Source organism: Pseudomonas cichorii (genome assembly GCF_018343775.1).
GTDB lineage: Bacteria > Pseudomonadota > Gammaproteobacteria > Pseudomonadales > Pseudomonadaceae > Aquipseudomonas > Aquipseudomonas cichorii.
Genome location: NZ_CP074349.1, coordinates 3,150,441 through 3,166,171 on the forward strand (window position 1 = coordinate 3,150,441; position 15,731 = coordinate 3,166,171).

Genomic DNA, 15,731 nt, shown 5'->3' on the forward strand with positions numbered 1-15,731 from the left:
TTGAACGACCGTAACGAAAGTCTCGACCTGTTGAAACGCGCTGCCCTGCTGCGCCTGCTCCAGCAACGCGGTGCCAGCCGTACAGAGCGTGCGCCTCAGGATGCAATCGAAGCGGCAGACCGCAGCGCCGCGCTGCCACTGTCGTTCGCCCAGCAGCGCCTGTGGTTCCTCGACCAACTCGATCACACCGCCAGCGTTGCCTATCACATGCCCGCGGCCTTGCGCCTGACCGGCACGCTGGACAGAGCAGCACTCAAGTCTGCACTCGACCATCTGGTGGCGCGCCACGAAAGCCTGCGCACGACCTTTGAACAGAAAGGCGAACAACCGGTGCAGGTCATCGCTGCTGCCGACAGCGGCTTTGTGCTGGTGGAGCAGGATTTGCGCGGCCAGCCCCCTGAACAAGCACGCCTGAGTGCCACCCGGCTCAGCGAGGCCGAGGCTGCGGAGCCTTTCGACCTGCTCAAGGGGCCGCTGATTCGCGGTCGCCTGCTGCAAGTGACCGATGAAGAACACCTGCTGCTGATCACCCAGCACCACATCATTTCCGATGGCTGGTCCATTGAAGTGCTGGTCCGGGAGTTCTCGACCCTTTATGAAGCCTTTGTCGGCAACCAGCCCAATCCTCTGCCGCCCTTGTCGATTCAGTATGCCGACTACGCCGCCTGGCAACGCCAGCGCATGAATGGCGACCTCCAAGCGCAACATCTGGAGTTCTGGCGCAATCACTTGAGCGGCGCGCCAGCCCTGCTGACGGTGCCCACCGACCGGCCGCGTCCGCCGGTGCAAAGCCATGAAGGCAGCACCCTGAAATTCGCTCTGCCCAAGGAGCTGTCTCGCGCAATCGGTGCCTTTGCCCAATTGCGCGCCGCGACGCCATTCATGACCCTGATGGCCGCCTGGGCCGTGCTGTTGACCCGCATGAGCGGCCAGCAGGACGTGGTGATCGGCACCGTTGCCGCCAATCGTGACCGCCAGGATGTACAAGGGCTGATCGGCTTCTTTGCCAATACCCTGGCGTTGCGTGTCCGTTTGCAGGCTGACCCGAGCCTGGATGAAGTCATGGCCCAGGTGCGCAACCTGATGCTGGAATCGTCGAGCTATCAGGACACGCCATTCGATCTGGTGGTGGAAGCGCTCAAGCCACCGCGCAGTGCCAGCCACAGCCCGATCTTCCAGACCATGCTCTACACCAATGCCGGCAACGACTCGGAACAGCTGCGCCTGCCGGGCCTGACTCTGGAGTTCCTGTCTTCGCGCCAGGAAGACACCCAGCACGATCTGTCCCTGCACATCGATGAGGGCGGTGAGCAACTGGTGTGCAGCCTGTCCTACTCAACGGTACTGTTCGACGCATCGACCATCGAACGGCTTTCCCGACGCTTCGAGCGGGTGCTGCGCTATTTCACCGATGCGCCACAGACCCGAGTAGGCGCAATTGATCTGGACCCGGATCTCGATCTGCCTCAGGTGCAGCCGACCGGCCACGATGCACTGGAAACACCACTGTCCTGGCACCAGGAACGTATCTGGTTCGTCGACACCTTTGAAACCGGCTATCTGTATGCCGCCAACCCGATCTACCACAACATTCCGCTGTTGCTGGAGCTAGACGGAGAGATCGACAACAGCGCCCTGCAAACGGCCCTCAATAGCCTGATGGCCCGCCATGAAATCCTCCGTTGCCGGGTCCTCAGCGATGGCGCCAGAGCCTGGCAGCGTTTTGAAACGAAGGCCGCACTGCCCCTGAACTGCCTGCAAGCCGCAACCGGTCAATGCACCGCCATTGCTCTGGAAGATGCAGCGCAACCGCTGCACATGGACGGCGGCGGACTGGTGCGGGCGACGCTGGTACAGGACGGAAGCCGGAAGTCGGTGCTGGCCATTACGGTTCATCACTTGCTGGCCGACCGGGCTTCGATGCAGATCATCAAGCGCGACGTGCTGGAGCTTTATGACGCCGCCTGCTCGGAGCGCGAGCCGCAACTTCCAGACCTGCCGGTCACCTATCGCGATTTCGCCCAATGGCAGCGTCAGTTGCCTGCCGCGACCCGTGAATCCCTGCGCTCGTTCTGGGCCTACCAATTGCGCGGCAAGCTGCAGCCCATGGAACTGCCCCTAAACCGGCCACGTGCAGCGGTTCATGTCTTCACACCAGCCACTCATGCTTTCGAGTTCACGGCCAAGCAGGTCAAGGCCGTGGAAGCCGTTGCCCGCCGTGCCGGGGTTTCCACTCAGAGCCTGGCACTGAGTGCATTCACCGCCCTGCTGCGTCGTTATGCCGGGCACGACGAACTGGTAGTCGGAACCACCGCTGCCTGCCGTGAAGACCAGGCCTTGCAAGACATGGTCGGCCCGGTCGGCAACCTGCTGGTGCTGCGCGGTGCCTGTGATGAAAACACCTCGCTGCAAGGCCTGCTGACCCAGACCGCGACCAGACTGGCCCAGGCCCACAAGCACCGCTACATGCAGTTTGACCAACTGGTACTGGCCATCAACCCCGACAAGGACATGAGCCGCACCGCGCTGTTCGATGTACTGTTCAACTTCGAGCAGGCTCGCCAGACGCCTGAACAGGTTGCGGGCCTTGGGGTTCGCACCCTGGAAACCAGCCTGGGTTACGGCAAGAACGACCTGCACCTGCTGATCGTCGCCAGCGAAGCTCAGTGGCAGGGTCATATGACCTACAACGCCGACTTCTTCGATCAGGATTTCATCGCGCAACTGATGCAGCATTTCGTGCGTCTGCTGGACGCCTTTGCGGGCGATACCGAACAGGCGGTGGATGACATCCCGCTACTGGATGAACAGGAAAAACTCCTCCAGGCCTTGCACTGGAACGACACCGAAGCCGCTTACCCGGCGAATGCAACGCTGCATCAGTTGTTCGAGGCGCAGGTTCTCGCTACACCGGAGCACATTGCGGTCAACAGCGACGAAGGCCAGCTCACCTATAAAGCCCTCAATGAGCGGGCCAACCGTCTGGCCCATCGCTTGCGTGCCAGCGGGGTCGCTACCCAGGAGTTGATCGCCATTCTACTGGACCGCTCGCTGGACATGATTGTCAGCACCCTGGCCGTGCTCAAGGCCGGCGCGGCCTATGTGCCCATCGACCCGGCCTCGCCTGCCGATCGCATGGCCTACATTCTGAAAGACAGCGGCGTGCGCAAGATCATCGCCCGGGCAGACACCGCCAAGTCATTAGCGGACACGGCCCTTGAAGTCTTCGATCCTGCCCCGTCGGACAAAGAACGCAGCACCGCCGCCAACCTGGACAACCTCACGGCGCCGGAACACTTGTGCTACGTGATCTACACCTCGGGCTCCACCGGCCAGCCCAAGGGCACCTTGCTGGAACACCGCAACGTGGTACGCCTGCTGCACAACAGCCGCAGCCCTTTCACCTTTGGCAGCGACGATGTCTGGACCCTGTTCCACTCCAACGCCTTCGATTTCTCGGTATGGGAAATGTTCGGCGCCTTGCTGCACGGCGGGCGTCTGGTGCTGGTGCCGGAACCCGAGCGCCGCGATCCGGCGCTGTTCCTCGATTTCCTCGAACGCGAGCAGGTCACGGTCCTCAACCAGACACCCTCGGCCTTCCTGCCACTGAGCGAAGCGGCGCTCGGACACAAGGAAACCGCTCTGCGCGCCTTGAAATACGTGATCTTCGGTGGCGAAAGCCTGGAAGTGAACCGTCTGGCAGCGTTCCATGGCGCTTTCCCCGAGGTGGCGCTGGTCAATATGTACGGCATCACCGAAACCTGCGTGCATGTGACCTTCAAGCACATCAAGGCCGACGACATCAACGTCGGCATTTCCAATGTGGGACGGCCGATCCCCACCACTGTGACCTACGTCATGGATGGCAAACAGCGCCTGCTGCCGGTGGGCGTACCGGGGGAAATCTGTGTGGGCGGCCTGGGTGTGGGCCGTGGCTATCTGAATCGCCCGGAACTCACTGCCGAGCGCTTTATCAACGACCCGCTGCGCCCTGGCGAGCGCCTGTATCGCTCGGGCGACCTGGGCAAACTGTTGAGCAATGGCGAAATCGTGCACCTGGGCCGTATGGATGCGCAGGTCAAGATTCGTGGTTTCCGCATCGAGCTGGGGGAAATCGAAGCCAAACTGCTGGCCTGCGACGGCGTGCATGAAGTGCGGGTACTGGCCCGCGACGATGCCCGCCAGGGTAAACGCCTGATCGCCTACCTGATTACCGAGCCGGGCGCTGCGATTGAAGTGGCGGCCCTGCGCAAGCAGTTGGGTGCGACCTTGCCGGACTACATGGTGCCCAGCGCCTTTGTCAGCCTGAATGCCTACCCACTGACCGCCAACGGCAAACTGGATCAGGACGCCCTGCCCGCTGCGGGTGTGGACTCAATGTCCGAGCGCGGCTATGAAGCGCCGCAGGGCGCAACCGAACAGGCACTGGCACAGATTTATCAGGAACTGCTGGGAGTCGAGCGCATAGGTCGTCGCGACGGCTTCTTCGAGCTGGGCGGTCATTCGTTGCTGGCCGCGCAACTGGTGTCACGTGTCCGTCAGGTGCTGGGCGGCGAACTGATGCTGCGTGAGCTGTTCAGCCATCCTACCGTCGAAGAACTGGCCAGGGTCATCCGCACACTGGCCCCGTCCACAGTTGCCGACATTCAGCCCGTCGACCGTGAAGCTCCGCTGGTCCTGTCCTTCTCTCAACAGCGCCTGTGGTTCCTGGATCAACTGGACCCCAATGCCAGCATCGCTTATCACATGCCGGCGTCCCTGCAATTGCGCGGCGACCTGAACACTCAGGCCTTGAAAGCGGCACTGGATCATCTGGTGGCGCGTCACGAAGGGCTGCGCACCACCTTCAAGCGTATCGGTGAACAGCCGGTTCAGGTGATTGCCGCCACCGACAGCGGTTTCAGTCTGACCGAACACGACCTGCGCGCCCTGCCTTTCGAGGAAGCGCAATCCAGCGCGGCACGTATCGCCCAGCGCGAAGCGGCAGCACCTTTCGACCTGCAGCAAGGCCCGCTGATTCGCGGCAGCCTGGTGCGCCTGGCCGATGACGAATACCGCTTGCACATCACCCAGCATCACATCATTTCCGATGGCTGGTCCGTGGGTGTATTGGTCAAGGAATTCGCACAGTTCTATGAAAACCTCAGCCAGGGGAATACGCCCTCGCTGGAACCACTGGCGATCCAGTATGCCGACTATGCCGCCTGGCAGCGTAAAACCCTGGCTGGCCCGCAACTGACCAGCCAGCTTGAACAATGGCGCGAACACCTCAGTGGCGCGCCGACCCTCTTGACCCTGCCTGCCGACCGCCCAAGACCGGCACTGCAAAGCTATCGCGGTGCCGATGTGCCACTAGCACTGAGCCCGCAGTTACTGGCCCAGGTGGAACGTTGCTGCAAGCAACACGACGTCACGCTGTTCATGGTCCTGCTCAGCGCCTGGTCGGTGTTGATGGCACGGCTGGGCAACGAGCGCGATGTGGTGATCGGCGTGCCGACAGCCAACCGTGGCAATGCGCAGGTCGAATCCCTGATCGGCTTTTTCGTTAACACGCTGCCGGTACGGGTGCAATTGCAGGACAGCCCGAGCGTCGGGCAACTGCTGGTGCAAGTCCGGGATACGCTATTGGCGGTCCATGAACGTCAGGAGGTGCCTTTCGAGCATGTGATCGAAGCCTTGCAACCGCCTCGCTCCCTGAGCCATAACCCGTTGTGTCAGGTTGCTCTGTCCCTGAACAACACCCCGGACGATGGCCCGCTGAACCTGCCAGGCCTGACTCTTACAGCATTGAATCAGGCTCAGGAAACCTCGCAGTTCGACCTGATGCTGTCCCTGGCGGAAAACACCGGGGAACTGGGCGGTGCCATTCAGTACGCCACCGACCTGTTCGACCGCGCAACCGTGGAGCGCTTCGCGCAATCCTTCCAGGTCTTGCTGGAGGCCTTTGTCAGAGACAGCGAACAACCGGTTATGGCCTTGCCGCTGCTGACGCCAGCCCAGCGAGAAGCGCATCCGTCACTGCGCCCGCCTGTGGCGAGCTTCAACACGCCTGCCCTGATTCATCAGCGCTTCGAGCAAATGGCGGAACAACAGCCGCACGCCATTGCACTGCAATTCGCCGAACGTCAGGTCAGCTATCAGGAACTCAACCGTCGGGCCAACCGCATCGCCGGGCAATTGCTGGAGCTGAACGTCAAACCCGACGATCGGGTCGGTATTCTCGCCGAACGTGGCGTGGACATGCTGTGCGCCATTCTCGGTGTGCTGAAAGCCGGTGCGGCGTATGTGCCACTGGACCCGGCCTACCCTCAGGCACGCCTGAATTATCTGCTGGAAGACAGCCAGCCAGTGGCCCTGCTGGCCCAGCCCGCCAGCCTGGATGCCTTGGGCGCTCGTCCCGATATTGCGCTGATCGAGCTCAACCCGCAAACCAGTCCCGGAACGGCAACGGACGCGACCCTGGACCGCAACCCGACGCCGGACCTTGGCCCGCAGCACCTCGCTTACGTGATTTACACCTCCGGCTCTACCGGGCTGCCCAAAGGCGTGCTGGTGGAGCACGGAAATGTGGCTCGGCTGTTCGATGCAACGCAAAACAGTTTCAGTTTCGGCAGCGACGATGTCTGGACGCTGTTCCACTCATTCGCCTTCGACTTCTCGGTCTGGGAGATCTGGGGAGCCCTGGTCTACGGCGGCAAGTTGGTGATCGTGCCCACCGAACTGGCACGCTCGCCGGACGACTTCCATGCACTGGTCTGCCGTGAGCAGGTCACTGTGCTGAACCAGACGCCGAGCGCCTTCCGCCAGTTCATCGAAGCCGCCGGGCGCAGTGGCGAAACACACAGCCTCAAGGAGGTGATTTTCGGCGGCGAAGCCCTGGACGTTCGTACCCTGCGCCCCTGGACGCAGAACACGCCGCTGACCCGCACCCGACTGGTGAATATGTACGGGATTACCGAAATCACTGTGCACGCCACCTTTCATGCCGTCAGCCAGGCTGAAATCGATGCAGGCGATAACGGCCTGATCGGCGAACCGCTGCAGGACCTGTGCCTGCGCATTCTGGATGCCTTCGGGCAGCCGGTGCCCGTCGGGGTCGAAGGTGAGATCTACATTGGCGGCGCAGGTGTCGCTCGCCATTACCTGAATCGTCCCGAGCTGAATGCCGAGCGTTTCATCGCCGATCCGTTTTCCGCCAGCCCCCAGGCACGCCTCTACCGTACCGGTGACGTGGCGCGTTACCGGGCCGATGGCCAGGTCGTTTACGTAGGCCGCAACGATTCACAGATCAAGATTCGTGGTTTCCGTATCGAGCTGGGCGAAATCGAATCCCGTCTGCAAGCCTGCGACGGCGTGCGTGAAGCCGTGGTGATCGTGCGTGAAGATGCGCCCGGTGATAAACGTCTGGTGGCTTACCTGATCGCCCATGAACAGGCGACGCTGGAGTCGTCGGCCCTGCGTTCGCAACTGGCCAGTACCCTGGCCGAGCATATGATCCCGAGCGCTTTCATGCCCTTGTCGGCCTGGCCGCTCACCACCAATGGCAAGCTGGATCGCAACGCACTGCCCGCGCCGGATCGCACCGCAACGGCAACCCGCGAGTACGAAGCACCCGAAGGCGCGCTGGAAATTGCCCTGGCCTCGGCCTGGCAGGAGCTGCTGGGTATCGAACGAGTGGGTCGCGAAGACCACTTCTTCGAGCTGGGCGGGCATTCGTTCCTGGTGATCAGCCTGATCGAGCGCCTGCGCCAGAGCGGAATCGTGCTGGATGTGCGCAGCGTCTTTGCCGCACCGACACTCAAAGCCATGGCGGCGGTACTGTCCACCGATACCGGGACTGTCAGCGCTTCTATCCCGCCAAACCTGATCCCTGACGGCTGCACGGACATCACTCCAGACATGCTGCCACTGGTCACGCTCACCGAAGCGGAGATCGAGCAGATTGTGGCCGACGTGCCAGGCGGTGCCGGCAATGTCCAAGACATCTACCCGCTGTCGTCACTGCAGGAAGGGATTCTCTTCCACCACCTGTTGCAGAACCAGGGCGATGCCTACCTGATGCGCACCGTGGTGAAATTCGATCAACGCGAGCGTCTGGACGAGTTTCTGGCGGCGCTGCAAAGCGTGATCGATCGCCATGACATCCTGCGCACGGCCCTGCGCTGGTCCGGCCTGCCGAAACCGGTGCAGATCGTGCAGCGCCAGGCAACGCTGCCGGTGAATGTGCTCGACAGCAGCCAGGCTGCCGATCCGTTGCAGATGCTGCATGAACACACCGACACCCAGACCCTGAGTCTGGATCTGCAACAGGCGCCGCTGATCGCGGCCTACATGACCTGGGACAGAACACGGGAGCAATGGCTGCTGGCGCTGCTGGATCACCACCTGATCAGCGATAACGTGACCCTGCGCCTGATCATGTCGGAGATCTACGCCATCCTGCATGGCGAAGGTCACAGCCTGCCGCCGTCCCATCCTTACCGGAACTTCATTGCCAAGGCGGCCATGGTTTCCCAGGAAGAGCACGAAGCCTATTTCCGTAAACTGCTGGGCGACGTGGACGAAACTACTGCGCCCTATGGCGTGCTGGATGTTCAGAGCAGCGGTGCCGGCAATACCAAGGCCATCCGTTACCTGAGCGATGAGGTCAGCGCAGCCGTTCACCGCGTGGCCAAAATCCGTGGTGTGCCCAATTCCGTGCTGTTCCATGCGGCCTGGGGGCTAGTGGTCGCGGCCACCAGCGGACGCGACGATGCGGTATTCGGCACAGTGTTGTCGGGCCGCTCCCAGGGTGCCAGCGGTGCCGACCAGGCACTGGGCATGTTCATCAACACCCTGCCGATGCGCATTCGACTGGAGCAGAGAAGCGTCAACGACATCGTCCAGGATGCCTATCAGCAATTGAGCGAGCTGCTGACCCACGAACAGGCTTCACTGGCCCTGGCCCAGCGTTGCAGTGCGGTCGATGCCTCGATGCCGCTGTTTACCGTCATCCTCAACTGCCGTCATGGCGAGATGATCACTGCCGATGGCAGCAATATCGCTGAATTCGACAAGTGGGACGGTATCCAGTTCGAGGCTTCGGAAACCCACACCAACTATCCGATCGAAATTGCCGTGGCGACTGAAAACGGTGCAATCTCGCTGACCTCCCAGACCGTGGTCGGTATCGACCCGCAACGGATTGCCGATTATCTGGCACAAGCGGTGACTGTGCTGGTGGAAGCGCTGGAACATACACCGCAACGTCTGGCCGATACCCTCGACATCCTGCCTGTGGCAGAGCGCCAACTGGTGCTGAACGGTTTCAACCAGACCGCCAGCGACTTTGGCAGCCCTCGCCCTCTGCAGACCTTGTTCGAGGAGCAGGTTCAGGCTCAACCGGATGCCATCGCTCTGGTTCACGAGCAACAACAGCTCACCTATGCCCAGCTCAACCGTCGGGCCAACCAGTTGGCCCAGCGTCTGCTGTCCCACGGCATTCAGCCGGAACAACGGGTCGCCATCTGCGCGGAACGCGGTATCGAGATGATCGTGGCTCTGCTCGCCGTGCTCAAGGCTGGCGGCGCTTATGTGCCCATCGACCCCGATCACCCGACCGACCGTATCGCCTTTATCCTCAAGGACAGCAACGCTCAGGCATTGCTCTGCCAGCAGGCTCTGGTCGCTCACCTGCCTGCCGAGTCCTGCCGTCCGGCGCTGATCCTGCTCGACGAGCATGACCTTGCATCGGTCGATAACGATCCGCAGTACGACAGGAACATCGACCCTGCCGACCTCGGTCTGACCGCCGAAAACCTGGCTTATGTGATCTACACCTCCGGCTCCACCGGGCAGTCCAAAGGCGTGATGGTCGAGCACCGTTCGGTGTTCAACTTCAGCCAGGTCATGGCACGGACCACTCACGCCCATTGCCCGCCACAAGCCAATGTGGCGCTCAATGCCGGGTTCTACTTCGACATGTCCATCAAGGGCATCGCCCAGCTGTTCTTCGGTCACCGTCTGATCATCATTCCGCCATTGATTCGTGCCAATGGCCATGAACTGCTGGATTTCCTCGAGAAGCATCAGGTCCATGCTTTCGACTCCACGCCTTCGCAACTGGATACCCTGCTGGCGGCTGGCCTGCTGGAACGTCACAGCTACCAGCCGGTCAGCGTCCTGCTGGGTGGCGAAGCCCTGAATGCAGCAACCTGGGACAAGCTGCGCCAGAGCCGGAACATTCATTTCTACAATATGTACGGCCCGACCGAATGTACGGTCGACGCCTCGCTGGGCTTGATCAGCGAACTGGGCGAGCGCCCGAGCATCGGCAAGCCGCTGTCCAACATGCAAGTGCTGGTGCTCGACAAACGTGGCCAGCCAGTGCCGGTGGGCGTGACCGGCGAGCTGCATATCGGAGGCGCCGGTGTGGCACGCGGTTATCTGAACAATCCGCAAATGACCGCTGAACGCTTCTTCAGCAACCCGTTCTCCAGAGAGCAGCAGGCTCGCTTGTACAAGACCGGCGACCTGGGTCGCTGGAAAGCCGACGGCAGCCTGGAATACGCTGGACGCAACGACTTCCAGGTCAAGATTCGCGGCTTCCGTATCGAACTGGGCGAAATCGAAAGCGCGCTGCTGGCTTCTCCAGCGGTGCGTGAAGCGGTGGTAATTGCCCGTGAGGACAATCCGGGCGAAGCCAGCAGCAGCCGGTTGGTGGCCTACGTCTGTGGTGAGCCGACTTCTGCCGAGGAGTTGCGCGCCCTGCTGCTCCAGCGTCTGCCGGAGTACATGGTGCCCAGCGCCTTCGTGCAACTGGAATCCATGCCACTGACTGCCAACGGCAAGCTCGACCGTCGCGCCCTGCCCGCTCCGGGTCAGGAATCGCTGGCCAGCCGTGCCTATGAGGCACCACAGGGCGAGGTGGAAGAAGCCATTGCCAAAATCTGGCAGGACTTGCTGCATGTGGAGCGAGTCGGCCGTAACGATGGCTTCCTGGAACTGGGTGGCCACTCCTTGCTGGCAGTGCAATTGCTCTCCAGGCTGCGCCGCAAGCTCGGCACCCGGCTGACCTTGCGTGAGCTGTTCGACGCCCCGACTGTGCGCGGTCTTGCAGCACGAGTGGAGTCAGCATCATCCGAACAGAGCCAGACCATCCCGCTGGCCAACCGCAAGGAAAAGCTCGCCCTGTCGTTCTCGCAACAACGGTTGTGGTTCCTGGATCATCTGGACCCGGCAGCCGGTGCCGCCTACCACCTGCCAGTGGCCCTGCGCCTGAGTGGACAACTGAACCCCGATGCCTTGCAGGCCGCCCTTGACCGTCTGGTGGCCCGCCATGAAAACCTGCGGACTTCGTTTGCACTGGTCGATGGCCAGCCGGAACAGAAAATCGCACCTGCGGACCGTGGCTTTTCGCTGACGCGGCATGATCTGCGTCAGTTATTGCCCGAGGAACGGCAACAGGCCATCGAGCAACTGGGCGAAACCAATGCCAGTACTCTGTTCGACCTGTGCAACGGACCGCTGCTCAGGGGTTGTCTGGTACAGGCTGGCGATAACGAGCATGTGCTGTTCATCACCTTGCACCACATCATCTCGGACGGCTGGTCCAACAGCGTTCTCGCCCACGAGATAAGCGTGCTCTACAACGCCTATAGCCAAGGCAACAAGGACCCGCTGCCAGCCTTGCCGCTGCAATACGCCGATTACGCCGTCTGGCAACGGCAGTGGTTGCAAGGTGCAGCCCTGCAGGCCCAGACCGACTTCTGGCACAAGCATCTGCATGGAGCACCCGCCTTGCTGAACTTGCCACTCGACCGGCCTCGTCCGGCGGTGCAGAGCTATGCCGGCGGCATCATCGACTTCGCCTTGCCCGACGGGCTGAGCGAACAGTTGCGTGCCTTCAGCCAGGCACAGGGCACCACCCTGTTCATGACCCTGCTTGCCGGCTGGTCGACCCTGATGACTCACCTCAGCGGTCAGGACGACGTGGTGGTCGGCACACCGGTTGCCAACCGCCAGCGTACCGAGCTGGAGCCTCTGATCGGGTTCTTCGCCAACACCCTGGCCTTGCGGGTCAAGGCCGAGCGTGAGACGAGCGTTTCCCGGTTGCTGGTCGGTATCAGGGACCTGACCCTGGCGGCTTTCAATCACCAGGATCTGCCTTTCGAGCAAGTGGTCAGCGCGTTGCAGCCAACCCGAAGCATGAGCCATAGCCCGTTGTTCCAGGTGATGCTCAGCCTCAACAACACGCCTCCAGCCCCCCTGACGCTGCCGGGTCTTGAGATCGAGTCGCTGGAAAGTGCTCATCACACCACCCAGTTCGACCTGTCACTGTCCCTCACCGAAGACCAGGGCACTCTATACGGCAGCATGCAGTACGCCAGCGACCTGTTCGATACCGCCACGGTGCAGAACATTCTCGATCTGTTCACCCTGAACCTGGAGCATCTGGTCGCTGATGCGCGGCAGCCGGTCGGCAAGCTGCTGGAGCAGTTGCCAGCACTGGTGCGTGCCGATTCCGCGCCGCACCTGCCGGCCTTGGCACTGGATGCACAGGAGGCAGAAGCCTTGCCTTATGAAGCCCCCCAAGGCGATACGGAGCTGGCCATTGCAAGCATCTGGCAGGAACTGTTCAAGACCGAGCAGATCAGTCGCCATGATGACTTCTTCAAACTGGGCGGCATCTCTCTGATGGCCGTGCAAATGACCTCAAGGCTGCGCAAGGTGCTGGGCAAGACCATCGCGGTTCGCGATCTGTTTGTCGAGCCCACCGTGGCCGGTTTCGCCCGGACGCTGGACCAGAAGGCTGGTCAGGCAGCACAGAACAATCTGGTACCGATCCGTCGCAACGGCAGCCAGCGCCCATTGTTCCTGGTCCACCCGCTGGGCGGCGAAGTGCAATACGCCCGGGACCTGGCACCGGAGCTGGATATCGACATGCCGGTCTACGGGCTGGCGGCCAGTGGCTTCGCAGCCGGTGAAAAGACGCCGACCACGATCCAGGCACTTGCCGCCAGCTACCTGACAGCGATTCGCGCCGTGCAGCCCAAGGGGCCTTACCGGATTGCAGGCTGGTCCGCTGGCGGTCTGATCGCCCACGAAATGGCGCATCAGGCCATTGCCGCAGGCGAAACCGTCGAGTTTTTGGGGATTATCGACACCTCGGTCCACAAGACGGCGCCTGCCGGGCAACCGATCAGCGAAACGCAGTTCCTGCTGGAGTGGCTGCCAGAAAGGATTGAGCCAAGCATCAGGCATGAGCTGGATGCCCATGCCGCCGCCAACCGGATCGATCAGATGCTTGTGCTGTGCCTGGCCAATGACCTGCTGCCGCAGGAGCTGGGCAAAGACATCGACGCTCAGTCACTGCGCACTCACCTTAAGGTGGCCCATGCCATCCGTCAGGCGGTCGATGCCTATGTCAGCCCGGTGACGGCGGTGAACGTATCGCTGTTTACCGCCAGGGATCAGGAGCGCGTCGATGCGGCACTGGGCTGGAGCGAGCTGCAGGGCGACCGTGTGCAGATCACTCCGCTGCGCGGCGAGCACAACACGCTGGTAACTGCGCCCTACGTCAGTGCACTGGGCGAGGCCATCACTCTGGCCTTGAAGCGTCTATAACTTCCAGCAGCACCGGCGGCCTGGCGCAACAAACGCCAGGCCGCCATTCTCTGGATTGAAGCGAGGGTTTTCTGTGAATGGAGTATCTGCAACGGCCATCAACTTTGCCGACAAGTTTTCCCTGTTTTCGGAGCAATGGACACCCAAGGTCATCGCGCAGATGAACGACTACCAGTTCAAGCTGGTCAAGGTCGAAGGCGAGTTTATCTGGCATAGCCATGCCGATACGGATGAAGTCTTTATCGTCATTGAAGGCGAGCTGGAGATTCACCTGCGCAATGGCAAGGTCACGCTGGGAGCGGGAGAAATGTATGTGGTCGGCAAAGGTGTCGAGCACAAGCCTTGTGCGGCGCGGGAAGCCAGGATTCTGCTGGTCGAGCCCCGTGGCGTCATCAATACCGGCGAGCATACGGGCGACATGACTGCCGAGAACGATCGCTGGATCTGAGCGTGCTCCCGCACACTGCGCGGGAGCCTTCAGCCTGAAACTCCGGGTCAGGAAACCACCGCCTTGACGGGCGGCTGGGTACGACGTCCCAATACACCGGCACCTGCGGCCACCAGACCGGAAATCACCATCGTGATCAACAGTATCCAGGCAGCCTGGGAAACCCGCTTGGCAGTCACTTCGGCGGCCTCACGGGCTTTCTGTTCGGCCTGGGCCTTCAATTCCTCATACTTGGCATAAGCCTCGCGATAGCTGGCCTGGGCCTGATCGACGATCTGGTTGGCCTCTTCATCGGTCTTGTTGCCACGGGCCTTGATCAGATTGACCATGGCCTGACGGTCGGCTGCATCCCAGACCTGATCACCCTTCTCCTTGATGCGATCCATCAGGCTGCCCAGTTGCTCATCGGCCTGCTGAGGGTTCTGCGCACCTTGTCGGGCAGTATTCTGCGCGTCCTGCTGAGCGGATTCGGCCTCCTGGCGAACATTGTCGGGGTTCAGTTCCGGCTTGCCGGTCTGGCGCATGGCCGTTTCGATTTCACCCCGGATATCGTTGAGGTTGAAATCGATACCTTGCGCACGCAGTTGCTCCTGGATCCTGTCACCCAGTGCAGGTGCGACCTGAGCGATGCCGCTGCCCAGTGCAGACATGCCGCTGCCCGCCAGATTCAGCCCACCGCGCACCACGCCCGTGACAGCGCTGGAAACCAGATAGACAGTGATCAGAGAAACGCTGGCCCACACCAGCAGACCATGGAATGCGCCCTCGCGCTGAGCCAGGCGCCCTGCAGCCCAACCGCCGACGAACAGGGAGATCATGGAGCTGGCGACCAGCCAGATACCGGCACCGGTGCCGATCCCGGACATGGGATTGGCTTCTTCTATCGGATCGATGCTGGCACTGCCGATAGCCGTGCCCAGCAGGTTCAGGAGCAATGAAACAACCATGGCCAGCACGACACCGGCCAGTATCGCACTCCAGGAAATACGCTTAAGCACTGGCGCAATGGTATGAGCATCCTGATGGACATAGGCGGGGTCGGCGCCCGGAGTAATACGGTCATCGCGAATCATGGTGGTAGTCCTTGAAGTCAGTGGCAGAACACGCAAGACGTCTGCGCTTAGTCCAGTGACCTGAAGGCGAGCCAGGAAGTTTAATACTTCCGTCGAATAATCCATAAATAAGCAAAGACGTTACAACAGGTGTTTCATATAAGCGCAGCGAGCCGGTTCATTGATATTACACCCTGCACTTATTCGTTATTAAAGTATTCCGCAATCATACCTTTTCTAACACTATTGTAATAATCGGCTCACCTTCCCGTTAGCATCCGCACCGTATCATCACCCTCATGTCCTCAGGAGCGATTGCACGCTGCTCAGGTATCAGTCATCAAGCCATACAGAGGGTCATGATCATGAAATTGCTCAAGTCGATGGTTTTTGCAGCCGTTGCACTGTCCACTACTGCTGCTTTCGCTAAAGACGGAAGTGAGCGTGCAAGCCAGGCCGCTCATAACATGCGCATTGCTCAAGAAGTGCGGTTCAACGAACAGAACCGCAATGAAACCTCACCACTTGTCAGCGTTGAAAAGACATCTCGTGCTGAACAGATGAAGAAGTCGGAAGGCTGAAAACAGAGTTGTAAAAATTCACCTTTATGGCCTTACAGCTCCTTT

4 protein-coding genes are annotated in these 15,731 nt (G+C 61.1%); 3 read left to right on the forward strand and 1 reads right to left on the reverse strand.

Features of this window, described 5'->3' with window-relative positions; all coding sequences use genetic code 11:
- Both KGD89_RS13165 and KGD89_RS13170 read left to right on the forward strand, forming a co-directional pair.
- Positions 1 to 13,605, forward strand: a complete 13,605-nt coding sequence (locus tag KGD89_RS13165; protein ID WP_038399868.1) for a non-ribosomal peptide synthetase — start codon at positions 1 to 3, stop codon at positions 13,603 to 13,605.
- A 73-nt stretch (positions 13,606 to 13,678) separates the two neighbouring features.
- Positions 13,679 to 14,053: a cupin domain-containing protein gene (locus KGD89_RS13170; protein WP_025260250.1), complete on the forward strand. Its 375-nt coding sequence runs from the start codon at positions 13,679 to 13,681 to the stop codon at positions 14,051 to 14,053.
- A gap of 47 nt (positions 14,054 to 14,100) precedes the next feature.
- On the opposite strand, the gene KGD89_RS13175 is transcribed toward KGD89_RS13170, so the two are convergent.
- Entirely contained in the window at positions 14,101 to 15,126 is a 1,026-nt protein-coding gene (locus KGD89_RS13175) for a hypothetical protein (protein ID WP_025260251.1), read from the reverse strand.
- Between the two features lie 344 nt (positions 15,127 to 15,470).
- On the opposite strand from KGD89_RS13175, the gene KGD89_RS13180 reads away from it, so the two are divergent.
- Positions 15,471 to 15,686, forward strand: coding sequence for a hypothetical protein (locus tag KGD89_RS13180; RefSeq protein WP_074569138.1), 216 nt, complete (start codon positions 15,471 to 15,473; stop codon positions 15,684 to 15,686).
- Positions 15,687 to 15,731 lie beyond the last annotated feature (45 nt).